The 14758-nt window shown below is 48.2% G+C and carries 14 protein-coding genes and 5 tRNA genes; all 19 read left to right on the forward strand.

The genetic code is table 11. The features are described from left to right. The first annotated feature begins 106 nt into the window (after window positions 1-106). The 19 genes from IVG45_RS19850 to rpoB all read left to right on the forward strand — a co-directional run bounded on the left by IVG45_RS19850 (window position 107) and on the right by rpoB (window position 14746). On the forward strand, window positions 107-1831 hold the full coding sequence (locus IVG45_RS19850) for a tetratricopeptide repeat protein (RefSeq protein ID WP_196435488.1): 1725 nt from the start codon (window positions 107-109) through the stop codon (window positions 1829-1831). Continuing rightward, the gene (gene lolB, locus IVG45_RS19855) at window positions 1828-2397 is read left to right on the forward strand and encodes a lipoprotein insertase outer membrane protein LolB (protein WP_196435489.1); all 570 of its coding nucleotides are present in this window, start codon (window positions 1828-1830) and stop codon (window positions 2395-2397) included. Before IVG45_RS19850 ends, lolB begins: the two co-directional genes overlap by 4 nt. A 65-nt stretch (window positions 2398-2462) precedes the next feature. Further along, window positions 2463-3263 carry a 4-(cytidine 5'-diphospho)-2-C-methyl-D-erythritol kinase gene (gene ispE, locus IVG45_RS19860; protein ID WP_230874670.1) on the forward strand — a complete coding sequence of 267 codons (801 nt, stop codon included), beginning with the start codon at window positions 2463-2465 and terminating at the stop codon, window positions 3261-3263. 14 nt (window positions 3264-3277) lie between these two features. After that, a tRNA-Gln gene (locus tag IVG45_RS19865) sits at window positions 3278-3352 on the forward strand. 35 nt (window positions 3353-3387) lie between these two features. After that, window positions 3388-4341, forward strand: coding sequence for a ribose-phosphate diphosphokinase (locus IVG45_RS19870; protein ID WP_196435491.1), 954 nt, complete (start codon window positions 3388-3390; stop codon window positions 4339-4341). Between the two features lie 48 nt (window positions 4342-4389). Next, window positions 4390-5001: a 50S ribosomal protein L25/general stress protein Ctc gene (locus tag IVG45_RS19875; RefSeq protein ID WP_196435492.1), complete on the forward strand. Its 612-nt coding sequence runs from the start codon at window positions 4390-4392 to the stop codon at window positions 4999-5001. 15 nt (window positions 5002-5016) lie between these two features. After that, window positions 5017-5583, forward strand: coding sequence for an aminoacyl-tRNA hydrolase (gene pth / locus IVG45_RS19880; protein WP_196435493.1), 567 nt, complete (start codon window positions 5017-5019; stop codon window positions 5581-5583). Window positions 5584-5662: 79 nt separating this feature from the next. Further along, a tRNA-Tyr gene (locus IVG45_RS19885) sits at window positions 5663-5747 on the forward strand. A gap of 19 nt (window positions 5748-5766) precedes the next feature. After that, window positions 5767-5840 (forward strand) — tRNA-Gly (locus tag IVG45_RS19890). A gap of 21 nt (window positions 5841-5861) precedes the next feature. Continuing rightward, window positions 5862-5937, forward strand: a tRNA-Thr gene (locus IVG45_RS19895). Between the two features lie 35 nt (window positions 5938-5972). Further along, window positions 5973-7163, forward strand: coding sequence for an elongation factor Tu (gene tuf / locus IVG45_RS19900; protein WP_196435494.1), 1191 nt, complete (start codon window positions 5973-5975; stop codon window positions 7161-7163). A gap of 34 nt (window positions 7164-7197) precedes the next feature. Continuing rightward, window positions 7198-7273: transfer RNA gene (locus IVG45_RS19905), tRNA-Trp, on the forward strand. 38 nt (window positions 7274-7311) lie between these two features. Next, window positions 7312-7692, forward strand: a complete 381-nt coding sequence (gene secE / locus IVG45_RS19910; RefSeq protein ID WP_196435495.1) for a preprotein translocase subunit SecE — start codon at window positions 7312-7314, stop codon at window positions 7690-7692. Continuing rightward, entirely contained in the window at window positions 7692-8225 is a 534-nt protein-coding gene (gene nusG / locus IVG45_RS19915; RefSeq protein WP_196435496.1) for a transcription termination/antitermination protein NusG, read from the forward strand. Before secE ends, nusG begins: the two co-directional genes overlap by 1 nt. A 100-nt stretch (window positions 8226-8325) precedes the next feature. Beyond that, complete coding sequence (rplK, locus tag IVG45_RS19920; protein ID WP_196435497.1) at window positions 8326-8757, forward strand: 50S ribosomal protein L11; 432 nt, start codon at window positions 8326-8328, stop codon at window positions 8755-8757. Then, window positions 8757-9452 carry a 50S ribosomal protein L1 gene (gene rplA / locus IVG45_RS19925; protein ID WP_196435498.1) on the forward strand — a complete coding sequence of 232 codons (696 nt, stop codon included), beginning with the start codon at window positions 8757-8759 and terminating at the stop codon, window positions 9450-9452. Before rplK ends, rplA begins: the two co-directional genes overlap by 1 nt. A 178-nt stretch (window positions 9453-9630) precedes the next feature. Beyond that, window positions 9631-10125 (forward strand): 50S ribosomal protein L10, encoded by a 495-nt coding sequence (gene rplJ, locus IVG45_RS19930; protein ID WP_196435499.1) that lies wholly within the window; start codon window positions 9631-9633, stop codon window positions 10123-10125. A gap of 49 nt (window positions 10126-10174) precedes the next feature. Then, window positions 10175-10543, forward strand: coding sequence for a 50S ribosomal protein L7/L12 (gene rplL, locus IVG45_RS19935; RefSeq protein WP_196435500.1), 369 nt, complete (start codon window positions 10175-10177; stop codon window positions 10541-10543). A 126-nt stretch (window positions 10544-10669) separates the two neighbouring features. Then, a complete protein-coding gene (gene rpoB / locus IVG45_RS19940; protein WP_196435501.1) occupies window positions 10670-14746 on the forward strand; it encodes a DNA-directed RNA polymerase subunit beta in 4077 nt (1358 codons plus the stop codon). Window positions 14747-14758: the final 12 nt, after the last annotated feature.

Consider the following 14758-nt stretch of genomic DNA (forward strand, 5'->3'; position numbering starts at 1 on the left):
GGAATGCGCTGTTTTTGTCCAAATAGAATGATTAGGTAGGCTGAACTAATAAGTTTTTCTGATAATCTATGGCAACAATTTTATGAGAGTGGGTCGTTTGAATTGCATGAAAAAATGGATAAGCGTTGCAATGCTTTTATCTTTGTCGGGTTGCGCAACCACACCGGAAACGGCACAAGAATCCGAAGCTAAAATCACTCCTCGGGAAGCCTTGGCGCCTCGGGTTAACCGTAATACAGTGATTGACGAGGAAGTGCTGTATCTGTTGATGGCGGCGGAATTGGCGGGGCAGCGTAATCAGTACGATTTGGCGCTCGATGCTTATCTACAGGCGGCAAAGCGGGTCGATGATGCGCGGATTGCCGAGCGTGCCGTCAAAATCGGTATGTTTTTGAAAGACGAAAAGCGCACACGGGAGGCGTTAGAAATTTGGTTGGCTAAGGATCGGCAAAATCTGCCGGCCAGAAAGTTTGCGGTGTTGCTGGCCATTAAGGATTCTGACCGTGATGGAGCTGTTACCAATTTGGATGCGATATTCCAGGATGATCCGGCCGGTTTCGAAGGCGGAATGCTGGAGATATTGAAGGCAATGGAAAAAGAAGGGCGGGCTCGGTTTATTTATGATGTATTGGATGATTTGAGTCAGCTGCATCCGGATCAAGCGAGTTTGTTGTTTTTACAGGCGGTAGTTGCTTCCGTGTTGCATGACAACGATCTGGCTCAACAGAAAATCGGTCGGGTACTGGAACTTCAACCGGACTGGAATAAAGCCATTATTTTTCAGGCGCAATTGGCGGGACGATCCGGCGATATGGTCAAGGCCCGAGAATATTTGGAAAAGGCGGTCAAGCAAGCGCCCGATGATAGGCAGTTGAGAAAAATGCTGTTGGAAGTGCTGGTCAATACCGGGGCCTTCGATGATGCAATTAAGCTCTGCCAGGGGGTGCTGGAGGAAACGCCGGATGATGGTGAAACTTTGTTCACTCTGGCTCTGATTCATCTGCAGCAAAATCAAGTGGACAAAGCCGAGAATTATCTTGAGAAGTTGTTGAATAATTCGGACTGGGAAGGCCAGGCCAGTTTTTATCTGGGTAAAATCGAGCTGGATCAGCAACGTCCGGATAAGGCTCTGAAATGGTTCGATCGAGCCGAAGCCAAGGGGTATGGTTTCGAGGCCGATATGGCGGCGGTGTCGTTGTTGTTGAATCAGAAACAACTGGAAGAAGCGGAAGCGCGAATCAAAAAAATGGATGGTAAATATCCTGACCAGCATTTACGCGTTCTAATGATGAAGGCCGAGTTATACAATCAGTGGGGCAGGCATTCGGAGGCTTACGATGTTTTGACTCTGGCTTTGAAGGATGCGCCGGAAAACCGGGATGTGCTGTATGCGCGGGCATTGATCGCGGACCGGTTGAATAAGCTTGATGTATTGGAAGCCGACTTGTTATCGATTCTGCAAAAAAATCCCGATGATGTAGGGGCTTTGAACGCATTGGGCTATACCCTCACCGACAAAACCCAGCGCTATGACGAAGCCGAAAAATATCTGCTGAAAGCCTTGCAATTGCAACCGGATGAGGCGGTCGTTATCGATAGTTATGGTTGGTTGCAGTTTAAACGCGGGAATCATCAGCTGGCTTTGGAATCTTTAAAAAAAGCCTACGAAAAACAGCCGGAAAACGAGATAGCCGCGCATATTGCCGAAGTGATGTGGGTAATGGGCAGGGTCGAAGAGGCGAAAGAATTTTTTAGGCCGGTATTTAAAAAGTTTCCGGATGATGAATATTTGTTGAAGTTTAAAAACCGATATATGCCGGACGAGTTATGAATTGGCGGTTCGCTATTTGTCTGATGGCGGCTGTTTTGGCTAGCGGTTGTTCCTTGACGCCGGAGCAGCCAATGCAGTCTTATCAGTTGGCCGCCATGCGGCATTTGCAACGGCAAAAAAATTGGTCATTCGAGGGTAGGCTAGCCTTGGCCGATGGTAAGGAATCGATCTCGATGTCGATTGTTTGGCATCATGTCGAAGACCTGGATGATATCGAACTGGTTGGTCCGCTGGCGCAAGGTAGAGTAAAAATTTCCGTGGCGGCCGGCCAAGTTGTGGTGGATGACGGCGAAAATCGCAATGTGTATCAGGGGCTGGCGGACGAAGTGTTCGCCGAACAATTAGGAATTGAGATGCCGGTCAGTGCATTGAAGTTTTGGGTTTTGGGGGTGAATGATCCAGGACGGGTATTTGACGAGCAACCTGGCGGGTTTTATCAGGCAGGATGGTTGGTTCGCTATGGCGAAATGCAAAAGGTCAATGCCAATATGCTGCCTAAAAAGATGACGGCGGAAAAAGATAAGGCAAGAATGAAATTAATCGTGGATCAATGGGATTTGTTGTGACGGGAACGCAGAGTTTTGAGGCGGGTTGGGGTGAAAAGTGGCCGGCCCCGGCAAAATTGAATTTGATGCTTAGAATTACCGGTCGCAGGCCGGACGGCTACCATTTATTGCAAACAGTGTTTCAAATGCTCGATTGGTGCGATTGGTTAACCTTTCATGCTGTCGATGATGGGCTGATTTCGCTACGCAATCCTATTCCAGGTGTGCCCGAGCAGGACGATTTGACGGTCCGGGCAGCGAATCTTTTGAAGCGTCATACAGGGTGCGAGTACGGCGTTTGTATCGAAATTGAAAAGAATCTGCCGATGGGTGGCGGGTTGGGTGGCGGGAGTTCCGATGCCGCTACCACTTTAGTGGTGTTGAACCGGTTGTGGGGCTTGGGTTTGTCGAAATCGGAATTGATGCAATTGGGCTTGCAACTGGGCGCCGACGTGCCTGTGTTTGTATTTGGTGCTTCGGCTTGGGCTGAAGGTGTTGGCGAGGATTTACAGGTGATTACCTTGCCGGAACAATGGGTTGTGGTTATTAAGCCGGATTGCCATGTAAATACCAAAGAAATTTTTTCGGCGGAGGAGTTGACAAGAGATAGCAAACCCATCACAATGAGCGACTTTCTTGCAGGGGAAAGTCATAACGATTGCACGCAAGTGGTTGGCAAACGTTATTGGCCGGTAAAAAGCGCTATTGAAGCCTTGTCGATATATTCCGAGGCGAGATTGACTGGAACCGGGGCGTGTGTGTTTGCGCAGTTCGGGTCGATGGAAGAGGCGCAAAAAGCGTATCAGGCGCTGAAACGGGATTGGTCGGTTTTTTTGGTAAAAGGCTTGAATCAGTCTCCGCTCTACAAGAAGTTGGAAAACATATAATCTAATCAGTTTAATGGGCTGTCGCCAAGCGGTAAGGCACGAGGTTTTGATCCTCGCATACCAAGGTTCGAATCCTTGCAGCCCAGCCATACCTCCACATAACAAATTCCTCGGGAGTCCTTGAATGCGAGATGCTTCGATAATGGTATTTTCGGGTAATGCCAATAGGGCGTTGTCAGAAGGTATTGTGAGGAAGCTCAACATGCGCCTGGGAATGGCGACTGTTGGTCGCTTCAGTGACGGTGAGATATTTGTAGAAATTGAAGAAAATGTTCGGGGGCGGGATGTGTTTGTGGTGCAGCCCACTTGTTCTCCGACAAACGAGAATTTAATGGAGTTGTTGGTGATGATGGATGCTCTGAGAAGAGCTTCCGCCGCACGAATAACCGCAGTAATGCCTTATTACGGCTATGCTAGACAGGATAGGCGGTCAAGATCGGCGCGGGTGCCGATAACGGCGCGTCTGGTTGCCGATATGATTGGTCATGCCGGGGCCGATAGGGCGTTGACTGTTGATTTGCATGCCGATCAAATCCAGGGTTTTTTTGGGATCCCCGTGGACAACGTCTATGCCTCTCCCATATTGCTGGGGGATGTTTGGCGGCAAGAATACAAGAACCTAATCGTGGTATCGCCCGATGTTGGAGGGGTCGTCAGGGCTAGGGCGCTGGCGAAGCGATTGGGCGACGCGGATTTGGCGATAATCGATAAGCGCCGGCCAAGGGCAAATGTATCCGAAATCATGCATATCATCGGTGATGTCGATGGTAGAACCTGCGTCATGGTGGATGACTTGGTGGATACGGCGGGCACTTTATGTCATGCGGCGTCAGCGTTAAAGAAAAACGGTGCAACCAAGGTGGTTGCGTATTGCACGCATCCTGTTTTGTCGGGATCGGCTGCTGAAAATGTAAGAAATTCAGTCTTGGATGAATTGGTGGTTACCGATACGATTCCGTTGACGGATGAGTTAAAAGCAATAGGTAAAATCAGGCAGTTAAGCGTTGCGGAGATGCTGGCTGAAACAATACGGCGTATAGCGGTTGGCGAGTCTGTTAGCTCGCTTTATGTAGATTAGTTAAAAACTATTAAATAGTGCTTTTAGAACAGGCTTTTGGAGAAAATAATGGCTAACGTGTTTGAATTTGTTGCTGAAGCTCGCAGTACGACAGGTAGCAGTGCGGCGAAAGTGGTTCGTCGCCAAGGTAAGGTGCCGGCGGTAATTTATGGGGGCAGCGGTGCTCCGGAAATGCTGGTGCTTGATCATAACGAAGTGCAGAAACACTTGGTTCATGAGGCGGTTTATTCGCACGTGCTCGATATAAAGGTGGATGGAAAAACAGAAAAAGCGGTTTTGAAGCATATTCAGCGTCATCCCGCCAAGCCGCAAATTCTGCATTTGGATTTTATGCGAGTCGATGCCAGTCATAAATTGAAAGTGCATGTGCCATTGCATTTTATCAATGAGGCTGTTTCGGTTGGTGTTAAAAAGGGTGGTGTGGTAAATCACTCCATGGTGGATGTAGAGGTGTTGTGCATGCCGTCCGCATTGCCTGAATTTATTGAAGTCGACATGGCAAATGTTGAAGTTGGCTCAACTCTACATCTTTCAGATTTAGTGTTGCCGGCGGGTGTCGAGATTCCCGAGTTGCATTTAGGTGTGGAGCATGACCATCCTGTTGTGCAAATCACGAAGCCAAGAGCGTCGGATGAATCTTCGGAAGCTGCTGCTGGGTAACTCATTGCAAAGGTAATGATTAAGTTATTGGTGGGGCTCGGTAATCCGGGTCAGCAGTATGAAAAAACCCGGCATAATGCCGGGTTTCTTTTTTTGGATCATTTAATGGATTCGAAAGGAGGGGGCTGGTCGGTGAGTCAGCAGTTTCAAGGACAGGTAGCAAATATTTCAGTGGCTGGTATGAGGCTGGATATGTTGAAGCCAATGACTTTTATGAATAAAAGCGGCTTGTCGGTTGGTAAGATGCTTCGCTACTACAAGCTTAAGCCGGAAGAGTTGCTGGTTGTGCATGATGAGCTTGAATTGCCCGAAGGTGTGGTCAAAATGAAGCGTGATGGTGGTCACGCGGGGCATAATGGGTTAAGAGACATTATTGCTCATATCGATACGCGCGATTTTTTTCGTTTAAGGATCGGTATAGGTCGGCCGGCGATGGGTGCGAATGTTGCGGATTACGTATTGTCGAAGCCATCGGCTCAGGGCTTCAGCCTGCTGGATGCGGCTTTTAGCTTGCTTGAGGGTCATATAGAGTCGCTTGCCGCCGCCGATATTTCGATGATCAACGATCGTCTCGCTAGGTAAGGGTTAAAGTTTTTTCACTTAACTTAAAAAAGTGCTTGACCATCTGGTAATCTACAAGGATAATAACCAGATTAATGACGGAGGGGTTCCCGAGCGGCCAAAGGGATCAGACTGTAAATCTGCCGGTTCTACCTTCGGAGGTTCGAATCCTCCCCCCTCCACCATCAAATTTGAATTGGATCTGCGGGTGTAGTTCAATGGTAGAACTCCAGCCTTCCAAGCTGATTGCGTGGGTTCGATTCCCATCACCCGCTCCATTTTTTGGCTACGGTAATGTCGCTCATATAGCTCAGTAGGTAGAGCACTTCCTTGGTAAGGAAGAGGTCATCGGTTCAAATCCGATTATGAGCTCCAGTTTTGATTGATTATTCTTCTAGGGTGTTTTCGTAATGGCTAAAGAAAAATTTGAAAGAAAAAAACCGCACGTAAACGTGGGTACAATCGGTCACGTTGACCATGGTAAAACCACATTGACAGCGGCTCTGACCAAAGTAATGGCTGAACTGCAAGGCGGCGAAGTAAAAGCTTTCGATCAAATTGATAATGCCCCGGAAGAACGCGCACGTGGTATTACTATTTCTACCTCGCACGTGGAGTACGAATCCGCCAACCGCCACTATGCGCACGTTGACTGCCCTGGTCATGCCGACTATGTCAAAAACATGATTACCGGTGCGGCGCAAATGGACGGCGCGATTCTGGTTTGCTCCGCGGCGGACGGCCCAATGCCGCAAACTCGCGAACACATTCTGTTGTCTCGCCAAGTTGGTGTGCCATATATCGTGGTATTCCTGAACAAAGCCGACATGGTTGACGATGCTGAGTTGATCGAACTGGTTGAAATGGAAATTCGCGAGTTGTTAAATCAATATGAATTCCCAGGCGATGACACGCCAATTATCGTTGGCTCCGCCCTGAAGGCGTTGGAAGGCGATCAAAGTGAAATCGGCGTGGCTTCGGTTGTTAAGCTGGTTGAAGCGCTGGATAGCTATATTCCAGAGCCAGAACGTGCCATCGACGGCAAATTCCTGATGCCAATCGAAGACGTATTCTCAATCTCCGGTCGCGGCACCGTGGTAACCGGTCGTGTCGAGCGCGGTATCATCAAAGTCGGTGAAGCGGTTGAGATCGTTGGTATTAAAGACACCGTTCAAACCACCTGTACCGGTGTTGAAATGTTCCGTAAACTGCTGGATCAAGGTCAAGCGGGCGATAACGTCGGTGTATTGTTGCGTGGTACCAAAAGGGAAGACGTTGAGCGTGGTCAAGTATTGGCGCACGTTAACTCAATTAAGCCGCACTCGCATTTTAAAGCTGAAATCTACGTATTGTCCAAGGATGAAGGTGGTCGTCACACGCCATTCTTCAACGGCTACCGTCCACAGTTCTACTTTAGAACGACCGACGTAACCGGTGCGGTTGAGTTGCCTGAAGGCGTAGAGATGGTAATGCCGGGCGATAACATCGCGGTTACCGTAAAATTGATCGCGCCAATCGCGATGGAAGACGGCTTGCGTTTCGCGATCCGTGAAGGTGGTCGTACCGTCGGTGCGGGTGTTGTTGCTTCAATTATCGAATAATCGATTAGGTTGCATAAAGTAGTTTTTTCTGAATAGGTCAGTAGTTCAATTGGTAGAGCAGCGGTCTCCAAAACCGCAAGTTGGGGGTTCGAGTCCCTCCTGGCCTGCCATTCAGAAAAAAAATCAAAAATTTTCCCCAGTAGATTAAATGAACGCACAAGCAGAACAAGTTACTTCGGTAGCGGATATTGTGAAACTGGTTTTATGCCCGTTTTTTATCATTGCAGGCGTAATTGCGTTCTATCATTTTTCCGATTTTCTGTTGCTGTACAGAGTGATTGGTTTGGTGGCGGTAATTTCAGTGGCGGTAGGTATTTGCTTTACAACGGCTAAAGGTCGTGCAGTATGGCAATTCATGCTGGAATCCAAGCAAGAAGTTAGACGAGTGGTCTGGCCGACGCGTGATGAGGCCGTGAGAACCACCCTGCTTGTGTTTACAATGGTCTTTATTGTTGGCCTGATTCTTTGGTTGCTGGATATGTTTTTATTCTGGGCTATACAACTTTTGATGAATCAGGGGATTCAATAATGTCTCTGCGTTGGTATGTGGTACATGCGTACTCCAATTTTGAAAACAAAGTAAAGCAAGCCTTGGAAGAACGCATTAAACGAGAAGGATTAGAAGAATACTTCGGTAAAATCCTGGTGCCAACCGAAGAAGTTGTTGAAATGAAAATGGGTCAACAGCGGAAAAGTGAAAGAAAGTTTTTCCCTGGCTATGTGCTTGTTCAAATGGAATTGAATGACGAAACTTGGCATTTGGTGAGAAACGTACCGAGAGTATTGGGATTTATTGGTGGCGCATCCGACAAGCCGTCGCCGATTTCGGACAAAGAGGCAATGGCCATTCTGAATAGAGTGGAAGAAGGGGTTAACAAGCCGCGGCCGAAAATATTGTTTGAAGTGGGTGAGGTGGTGCGTATCATAGACGGCCCATTCAAAGACTTTAATGGAAATATTGAAGAAGTTAACTACGAAAAGAGTCGTCTACGGGTTTCGGTTTTAATTTTTGGTCGTTCTACACCGGTTGAGCTTGAATTCGTGCAGGTCGAAAAAGTTTAATTCCATTAGGCTAGTAATTATCGAATCCCTGTCATATTTGTGTCAGGGATTTTTGTTTGTTGGGGAGCTTAAAAGCGTTTGCACCCGTTAGGAGTATAAGATGGCAAAAAAAATTGATTCATATATCAAACTGCAAGTAAAAGCAGGCGAGGCAAATCCGAGTCCTCCGGTCGGTCCTGCATTGGGTCAACGTGGTGTCAACATTATGGAGTTTTGCAAGGCATTCAATGCCCGTACTCAAGAAGTTGAAAAAGGGCTGCCGTTGCCAGTCGTAATCACCGTGTATAGCGATAAAAGCTTTACCTTTATCACCAAAACGCCACCAGCTTCAATTCTGCTGAAAAAAGCCGCCGGTATAAAAAGTGGCAGCAGTAAGCCAAACTCCAGCAAAGTTGGCACGGTTACTCGTGCGCAATTGGAAGAAATTGCTAAAACTAAAATGGAAGATTTGAACGCGGCCGATATGGATGCGGCAATCAGAATTATTGCGGGAAGCGCTCGCAGCATGGGCTTGAACGTGGAGGGCGTGTAATGGCGAAATTAACTAAAAAAGCGAAAGCGATTAAAGCTAAAGTTGTCGGCAACAAACAATATTCAGTGGCGGAAGCCGTTAGTTTGCTGAAAGAATTTGCCAATACTAAATTCGATGAAGCCATTGATGTCAGTGTGAACCTGGGCGTGGATCCAAGAAAATCAGATCAAAACGTGCGTGGAGCTTCCGTGTTGCCGAACGGCACTGGTAAAACAGTACGCGTTGCCGTCTTTACTCAAGGTCCTAATGCGGATGCCGCGAAAGAAGCCGGTGCGGATGTGGTTGGTATGGATGATTTGGCCGAACAGGTCAAACGCGGCGAGATGAATTTCGATGTGGTTATCGCATCTCCCGATGCGATGCGTGTTGTCGGTCAATTAGGTCAAATATTAGGCCCACGCGGGTTAATGCCTAACCCTAAAGTCGGTACCGTAACGCCAGATGTGGCTACCGCGGTAAAAAATGCTAAATCAGGCCAGGTCAGGTACCGCACCGATAAATCGGGCATCATTCATTGTTCGATCGGTAAAGTGTCGTTTGACGAAAACGCAATCAAACAAAATCTGGAGTTCCTGGTTTCGGATTTGAAGAAAGCCAAGCCAACCGCGGCAAAAGGCGTATACCTGAAAAAAATCTCTCTTTCATCAACCATGGGTCCAGGCTTGTGGATTGATCAAACCAGTATCGATATCTAAGATCAAAGACTTTGGGTTGCCGAATCCTCGGCAACCGTCAAAGACCGTAGGTGCATAATGCTTAATATTCCTACGCAGACGGGAAGCTGGAACCAAAATGGGGAAAGATACCGTAAGGGGCATCGGAAGATGCGTTTCATAGATCCTGATATTGATCAGGAACCTACCGGAGGTAGATGTGGCACTCAATTTAGATGGCAAAAAAGTTGTCGTAGAGGAAGTTGCTGAATTCGCCGCTAAAGCCCATTCCGCCATCGCTGCGGAATATCGTGGTTTGACAGTTACCGAATTGACGGAACTGCGTAAAACCGCGAGAGAAACGGGTGTTTATTTGCGCGTAGTCAAAAACACCCTGGCAAAACGTGCGGTCGCTGGAACTGAGTTCGAATGCATGCAAGAAAAGCTGGTTGGGCCGTTAATTCTGGCGTTTTCGATGGAAGACCCAGGATGTGCAGCACGTTTGATTAGCGAATTTGGAAAAACTCATAACAAACTGATTGCAAAAATCGTCGCAATTGGCGGTCAAGCGTTTGATGGTGCTGAGCTTGATCGATTGGCAAGACTGCCAACCCGCGATCAAGGTATCAGTATGCTGATGTCGGTCATGAAAGCACCGGTTGAGAAACTGGCTCGCACTCTGGCTGCAATCAGAGATGAGAAAGAAGCAGCGTAAATTCGCAACCAACTAGTTAAATACGCATTAATTTTTAGAGGAATACATAATGGCAATTTCAAAAGAAGACATCCTGGATGCAGTCGCAAACATGACTGTGATGGAAATCGTTGATCTGATTTCAGCGATGGAAGAGAAATTCGGCGTTTCCGCCGCCGCCGCCGTAGCCGTTGCGGCACCGGTTGCCGCAGCCGTAGTTGAAGAACAAACTGAATTCGATGTTATTCTGACCGGCTTCGGCGAAAACAAAGTCGCGGTCATTAAAGCGGTCCGTGGTTTGACAGGCCTGGGCTTGAAAGAAGCTAAGGACGCTGTTGAAGGCGCGCCAACCACCGTGAAAGAAGCTGTTAGCAAAGCGGAAGCCGAAGCTGCCAAAAAAGAACTTGAAGACGCTGGCGCAACCGCCGAAATCAAATAAGTATCTTGACTGCATACCAGGCATAAGCCTACCAAACCGGGCTGACGGCATTTTGCCGTCGGCCTTTTACTGTTTGTTAAACAAACAGTAGTAAATAATCTCTGACGACGAAGGTATAGAAGCAATATGGCCTATTCTTTTACCGAAAAAAAGCGTATCCGTAATAATTTTGGGAAAGGTACCGAGGTACTTGAAGTCCCTTATCTTTTAGCAACACAAATTGATTCCTATGCAAGTTTCTTGCAATCGGGCATACAGCCCGAAAAAAGACGCAATAATGGGTTGCATGCCGCATTTTCAAGTGTATTTCCGGTGGTTAGCCACTCAGGATATGCCGTACTTGAATATGTGAAATATCGCTTGGGGGAACCCGCTTTCGATGTAAGAGAGTGTCAACAACGCGGCGCAACTTTCTCCGCACCACTGCGAGTATTGGTGCGCTTGGTCATTTACGACAAGGATGCTCCGGCGAATACAAAAGTCGTCAAGGATATTCGCGAACAGGAAGTCTACATGGGTGAATTGCCCCTGATGACAGACAACGGTACTTTTGTGATCAACGGCACCGAGCGGGTTATCGTTTCGCAATTACACCGTTCACCCGGCGTATTCTTTGATCACGACAAAGGCAAAACCCACTCATCCGGCAAACTGTTGTTCAATGCCCGCGTGATTCCTTATCGTGGCTCATGGTTGGATTTCGAATTCGATCATAAGGATGCGGTCTACGTTCGCATCGACAGACGCCGTAAAATCCCGGCAACCATTTTGTTGCGCGCGCTGGGTTACGACAACGAAGAGATGATCAAAATTTTCTTCGAAACCAATAAATTCTCGTTGAGTGCCGACAAATTCATGTTCCATGTAATCCCCGATAGATTACGTGGCGAAATGGCGGTATTCGACATCAAGCATGATGGCGCGGTCGTCATCGAAGAAGGCCGTAGAATTACGGCAAAACACGTCCGGCAATTGGAAAAAGCCGGCGTCACCGAAATCGAGGTACCAAGAGATTACTTATACGGAAAAATCTTGGGCCATAATGTCATCGACAAATCCACCGGTGAATTAGTGGCCAGCGTCAATGATGAGTTGACCGAGCCATTGTTGCAGAAATTGATCGAAGCCGGCGTGGATCAAATAAACACGCTGTATGTCAATGATTTAGACCGTGGGCCTTATATTTCAAACGCAATGCGTCTGGATACGACGACTAACCGTATGGAAGCGCTGGTTGAGATCTATCGGATGATGCGCCCCGGCGAGCCACCAACCGTCGAATCCGCCGAAAACCTGTTTGAAAATTTGTTCTTTACCGACGAGCGTTATGACCTGTCGGCTGTCGGTCGAATGAAATTCAACCGCCGCCTGGGCAGGGAAGAAATTGAAGGTACAGGCACATTGAGTAGGGAAGACATCATCGATGTCTTGAAAGAGCTTATCAAGATCAGAAACGGCAATGGCGTCGTTGACGATATTGACCATTTGGGCAACAGGCGCGTGCGCTCGGTTGGCGAGATGATCGAAAACCAATTCCGGATTGGTCTGGTGCGCGTCGAGCGCGCAGTCAGAGAGCGTTTGACCTTGGCCGATTCCGAAGGCTTGATGCCGCAGGAAATCATCAATGCCAAGCCGGTGTCGGCGGCGGTCAAGGAATTCTTTGGGTCCAGCCAGCTGTCACAGTTTATGGATCAAAATAATCCGCTGTCGCAAGTGACTCATAAGCGCCGGGTATCGGCATTGGGACCAGGCGGTTTGGCCAGAGAGCGTGCCGGTTTCGAGGTGCGCGACGTTCATACCACCCACTATGGACGGGTATGTCCAATCGAAACGCCAGAGGGACCGAATATCGGTTTGATCAACTCTTTATCGGTTTATGCCAGAACCAATGAATATGGTTTTCTGGAGACCCCTTATCGGAAGGTTGTTAACGGCCTGGTGACCGATCAAGTGGATTATATTTCCGCGATCGAAGAGGGCGAATATGTCATCGCTCAGTCCAGCGTGGCTGTCGACGAAAAAGGGAAGTTGGTCGAAGGCTTGGTGTCATGCCGTTATAAGGACGAGTTTACCCTGGCATCTTCCGATACCGTGCAGTATATGGACGTGTCGTCAAAACAGATTGTATCGGTTGCGGCTTCAATTATTCCATTTTTGGAACATGACGACGCCAACCGAGCGTTGATGGGCTCTAACATGCAACGCCAAGCCGTGCCGACTCTGCGCGCGGAAAAACCCTTGGTGGGAACCGGCATGGAGCGTGTGGTTGCTAAAGACTCCGGTGTAACCGTGGTTGCAACGCGTGGCGGACGTATCGAAGCAGTTGATGCCGGACGTATCGTGGTCCGGGCAAATGACGATGAAACTATCGCCGGCGTACCGGGCGTGGATATTTACAATTTAATCAAATATACCCGTTCCAACCAAAATACCTGTATCAACCAAAAGCCATTGGTCAGACTGGGCGATACCGTTAACAAGGGTGATATTCTTGCCGATGGTCCGTCTACAGACCTTGGTGAATTGGCCTTGGGCCAAAACATGCTGATCGCGTTCATGCCCTGGAATGGTTATAACTTCGAGGACTCTATTTTGGTGTCCGAGCGGGTGGTGAAGGAAGATCGTTTCACCACGATTCATATCGAAGAAAAAACCTGCGTGGCCCGTGAAACCAAGCATAGCCCAGAAGAGATTACCGCCGATATTCCAAATGTCAGCGAAGAAGCTCTGTCCAAATTGGATGAGTCCGGCATTGTGTATGTCGGCGCAGAAGTCAAGGGCGGCGATATTCTGGTCGGAAAAGTAACCCCGAAAGGCGAAACCCAATTGACGCCGGAAGAAAAATTGCTGCGCGCAATTTTTGGCGAAAAAGCAGCCGACGTAAAAGATACCTCGTTGCGCGTACCGAATAACGTGCGCGGTACCGTCATCGACGTTCAGGTGTTTACGCGCGATGGTGTCAAAAAAGACAATCGGGCGCTCGAAATTGAAGAAGCGGAGATCAAGCGCTATCGTAAAGATTTGGATGATCAGCTGAAAATCGTAGAGCACGACATCATGGCGCGGGTGAAAACCTTGCTGACCGGTAAAAAATCCGAAGTAGGACCTAAAGGCCTGAAAAAAGGCGAAGATATTACGGAAAACTACCTGGATAGCCTGACACATTCCGAGTTGCTGAAAATTAGAACCCAGGATGAAGATGTCAATCTGCAACTCGAATCCGTGGCCGAGCAAATTGAGCAGCAGCGCAAGGAGTTTGAGGAACGGTTCGAACAGAAAAAGAAAAAAATCACCATGGGTGACGATCTGGCGCCGGGCGTATTGAAAATGGTCAAGGTGTACTTGGCTGTTAAGAAGCGCATACAACCCGGCGACAAAATGGCTGGACGTCACGGTAACAAAGGTGTTATCTCCATGATCGTGCCGGTTGAAGACATGCCTTACACAGCCGACGGCAATCCGGTGGATATTTTGTTGAACCCTCTTGGTGTACCATCCCGGATGAACGTCGGGCAGGTATTGGAAACGCATTTGGGTTGGGCCGCTAAAGGCCTGGGTATCAAGATCGGCAAGATGCTGGAAGCACAGGCTAAGGTTAACGAAATTAGAGGTTTCTTAGAGAAAATCTACAACTGCAGCGGGCGAAATGAAGATCTGAATTCATTGTCGGATAAAGAGATTTTGGAATTGGCTGTGAATTTGGTCAGCGGTGTGCCGATGGCTACCCCGGTCTTCGACGGTGCGTCGGAAGAGGATATTCGAACCATGCTGCGTCTGGCGGATTTGCCTGAACATGGACAAACCGTGCTGTATGATGGCTTGACTGGGGAACCGTTCGAGCGTGAAGTGACCGTAGGTTATATGTATATGCTGAAATTGAACCATTTGGTTGACGATAAGATGCATGCCCGTTCCACCGGTCCTTACAGTTTGGTCACGCAACAACCTTTGGGTGGTAAAGCCCAATTTGGCGGACAACGATTTGGTGAGATGGAGGTATGGGCACTGGAAGCTTATGGTGCGGCATACACCTTGCAAGAAATGCTGACAGTTAAGTCGGACGACGTCACCGGAAGAACCCGGATGTATAAAAACATCGTCGATGGTAATCACACAATGGAAGCCGGTATGCCGGAGTCGTTTAACGTATTGGTTAAGGAAATACGTTCATTGGCAGTCAATATCGAAATGGAACAAGACTAAGTCGTGTATTTC

Source organism: Methylomonas sp. LL1, assembly GCF_015711015.1.
Lineage (GTDB): Bacteria > Pseudomonadota > Gammaproteobacteria > Methylococcales > Methylomonadaceae > Methylomonas.

Coding starts and splice junctions, on each gene's coding strand:
- IVG45_RS19850 (WP_196435488.1), top strand. CDS start 107: ATGAAAAAATGGATAAGCGTTGCAATGCTTTTATCTTTGTCGGGTTGC.
- lolB (WP_196435489.1), top strand. CDS start 1,828: ATGAATTGGCGGTTCGCTATTTGTCTGATGGCGGCTGTTTTGGCTAGC.
- ispE (WP_230874670.1), top strand. CDS start 2,463: ATGCTTAGAATTACCGGTCGCAGGCCGGACGGCTACCATTTATTGCAA.
- IVG45_RS19870 (WP_196435491.1), top strand. CDS start 3,388: ATGCGAGATGCTTCGATAATGGTATTTTCGGGTAATGCCAATAGGGCG.
- IVG45_RS19875 (WP_196435492.1), top strand. CDS start 4,390: ATGGCTAACGTGTTTGAATTTGTTGCTGAAGCTCGCAGTACGACAGGT.
- pth (WP_196435493.1), top strand. CDS start 5,017: ATGATTAAGTTATTGGTGGGGCTCGGTAATCCGGGTCAGCAGTATGAA.
- tuf (WP_196435494.1), top strand. CDS start 5,973: ATGGCTAAAGAAAAATTTGAAAGAAAAAAACCGCACGTAAACGTGGGT.
- secE (WP_196435495.1), top strand. CDS start 7,312: ATGAACGCACAAGCAGAACAAGTTACTTCGGTAGCGGATATTGTGAAA.
- nusG (WP_196435496.1), top strand. CDS start 7,692: ATGTCTCTGCGTTGGTATGTGGTACATGCGTACTCCAATTTTGAAAAC.
- rplK (WP_196435497.1), top strand. CDS start 8,326: ATGGCAAAAAAAATTGATTCATATATCAAACTGCAAGTAAAAGCAGGC.
- rplA (WP_196435498.1), top strand. CDS start 8,757: ATGGCGAAATTAACTAAAAAAGCGAAAGCGATTAAAGCTAAAGTTGTC.
- rplL (WP_196435500.1), top strand. CDS start 10,175: ATGGCAATTTCAAAAGAAGACATCCTGGATGCAGTCGCAAACATGACT.
- rpoB (WP_196435501.1), top strand. CDS start 10,670: ATGGCCTATTCTTTTACCGAAAAAAAGCGTATCCGTAATAATTTTGGG.